This is a genomic window from Sporosarcina sp. (assembly GCF_029257255.1).
Taxonomy (GTDB): domain Bacteria; phylum Bacillota; class Bacilli; order Bacillales_A; family Planococcaceae; genus Sporosarcina.
Map to the genome: position 1 here is coordinate 1 of NZ_JARICI010000045.1, position 2825 is coordinate 2825.

A 2825-nucleotide genomic window follows, 5' to 3' on the forward strand; every position below is an offset into this window, starting at 1 on the left:
GCCTGATTCTCCAACTAATGCCACCTTCTGACCGGTCTTTGCAGTAAAACTCACATTATTGATTACGTTATTTACCGTTACAATTGGCTGTCCATCAGGGTCAGGTTTACTTTGAGAATATCCAAAAGTAACATTTTCATAAGTAATCGTATAATCTTTTCCCCTAAACTCTGCATCTGTCTGCTGTAATGGTTCACTATCAAGCACCTGCTCCAGTGCCGAAATCTTATAGTTTAGCTGAGGAAGAGTCGGCAAGAATCCCATGGATTTTAAAAGAGGCATACCTATACTCAAAGATAGACACAACACTAGGATTAAATTTGGGAGTGTAGACCAGCCACAGAGAACGCACCAAGCTCCCAGCGGAAGCGTAAGAATTATTGTGCATGGTAGCAAACTACTATAAACAGCCATCCACGGCCATGCAGCTTTGTACCAAGCCAGTGTATAATCCCGATAATCCCCAATATCTTTACGGAATCGTTCGTAAGATTCAACATCCTTATTAAATACTTTTACGACTTCCATTCCGTTGATATATTCAATAATAGTATTATTCATTTTTTGCCCCGCCATATAGTATGGTCCCATTTTTTTCATACCAACAGAATACATAATCATCATAGCAACTAAACTAAATGGTATTGATACCAGCGACATTAAAGCCAATTTCCAATCCACAAAGAACATTGCTACATAAATAACTAGCGGAATCATAAGATTGGCAATCCCCTCTGGCAAAGAATGCGCCAATAATACTTCCAAACTATCCACATCATCCACAAACAATTTCTTTACAGTTCCAGTTCCTTTATCCTGAATAAAGCCAAGTGGCATTGTCTCAAAACGTTTCTGTAAAGCAATACGCAAACGAAGCAATATATTATAGGCTGCTTTATGTGATATGTTCAATCCTACACCATATAAAATTGCCTGTAGCACAAGGCATATCAATACACCACATACCCGCAGCAAAACATATGTAATTTCGATAGTCTCTCCCATAACCAATGGTGCAATAATCTGGTAAGCTAATACAAATGGAAATACTCCCATAAGAACGCTTAGCAGTACAACAAAAGTCGCTCTATACAGGCTCTTTTTATGAGCACCTGCATACTCAAATACTTTTTGTAACATAATAAACCTCCTAACTAAAATATTTTTTTGATAGTTCCTTTAACATTGCCGGGGTAAGTTCTTGATTTTGAATATACTCCGACTGATCAAGCTGCAACACCTCCGTACAGGTACGAACAATAAACTCAAAATCATGTGATACCACAAAAATAATAACTCCTGAATCTGCAAGACGTTTGATTAGGCGGCTAACTCTTATCATTGAGTCGTAATCCAGTCCACTTGTCGGCTCATCAAAATAAATAACCGGACTGTCCTTTACTAGAGAAGCTCCAATAGTTACCCGTTGTTTCTGTCCTCCTGAAAGAGAGGCAGGGTGTCTCGTTTTATATTCCAGAAGTTCTAGAGCCTCTAACGTCTCTTTAATTTTTTCTGTACAATCCATCTCAATACCAAGGGATAATTCTTCTTCCACGCTACTTCCAAAAAGTTGATAATCTGTATCCTGCATAACCAAATATGATAATGCTCTACGCTTCCGTGGAGATAATTTTTTCCCATCATATTGAATCTCCCCACCTGTTTCCTTCAACAAACCGGTTAAAATAGACAGTAGTGTTGTTTTTCCCGCCCCATTATGCCCTAGAATACCTATTACCTCTCCAGTATGTGTCTCAAAACTTATATTATTTAATACCTCTTCTCCCTTTTTATATGCGAATTTCAAATTATCAACTCGCAAAATATGCTGTTCTTTAACTTCCCGCTTTTTGGCTCGATAACTCTCCGCATCTTTTTCTGGAAATACTGTTCGCAACCCATAATTCACGCGACGTTCTTCTTGTAACTCGCAAAACTCTTTTCTAGTAAATCTTTCTTTAATACATCCATCTTCAATTAAAAATATACGATCAAACAATTCCCGTAGATAATAGAATCGATGCTCTACCACAAAAATCGTAAAGCCTTGTTGCTTCAACATCTTCATAATCCGTGCCAAACGTTTTGTTGCTTCATAATCTAAATTTGCTGAAGGTTCATCAAAAATATACACTTTAGGAGCCAACGCATAAACTGAACCAATTGCTATCTGTTGTTTCTCGCCACTTGATAATGTAAAAATACTCCTGTTTAAAAACTCCTCCAATTCTAAATCCTTTGTAGATTTTGCTATCCGAGAAATAGTTTCCTCTCGTGGATATCCCATGTTCTCACTCCCAAAGGCTAATTCTCTCGTAGTATCGGTCATGAAAAATTGAGAACGTGGATCTTGAAATACCGTTCCTACTTTCCCAGCCAATTGTGCAGGTTGCATATCCAAAACAGACTTTCCATTCAAAAGTAGATTCCCTTTAATCTCTCCTGGATAAAAATGTGGTATCAAACCATTTAATGACCGAATCAAGGTCGTCTTTCCGCAACCGCTTCTTCCTGTCAAAAGAATAAATTCTCCATCCTGAACGGTTACATCAATATTCTTTAATGTAAACTCGGAGCTTTCTTCATATCTAAATGAAAATTTCTGAAATTCTATCATCCACTATACCCTCCACAAAATTATTTCACCAATAGATGTATGATCAAGAAACAAAAGAAGCCCCAAAAAAGCAATTCCTAAAATTGTTACCATATATTCCTGCCAAGAAAAATAAATCCTATTTAAAGCGAATCTTTTCGCCTCTAGCTCTAAGCCACGTGTAGTTCCAGATGCTGCCAACTCATCTGTTACTTTTAAGCAACGCATG

Annotated in this window: 2 protein-coding genes and 1 pseudogene; all 3 read right to left on the reverse strand. The window is 37.5% G+C overall.

Translation table 11 applies throughout. The features are described 5' to 3' along the window. Nucleotides 1-1140: ABC transporter transmembrane domain-containing protein (locus Q1J64_RS09470; RefSeq protein ID WP_301108823.1), on the reverse strand; the 1140-nt coding region annotated here is incomplete at its 3' end. Between the two features lie 10 nt (nt 1141-1150). Continuing rightward, nucleotides 1151-2617: an ABC transporter ATP-binding protein gene (locus tag Q1J64_RS09475; protein ID WP_301108824.1), complete on the reverse strand. Its 1467-nt coding sequence runs from the start codon at nt 2615-2617 to the stop codon at nt 1151-1153. 3 nt (nt 2618-2620) lie between these two features. Continuing rightward, nucleotides 2621-2825, reverse strand: a pseudogene (locus tag Q1J64_RS09480) (hypothetical protein); the annotation flags it as partial.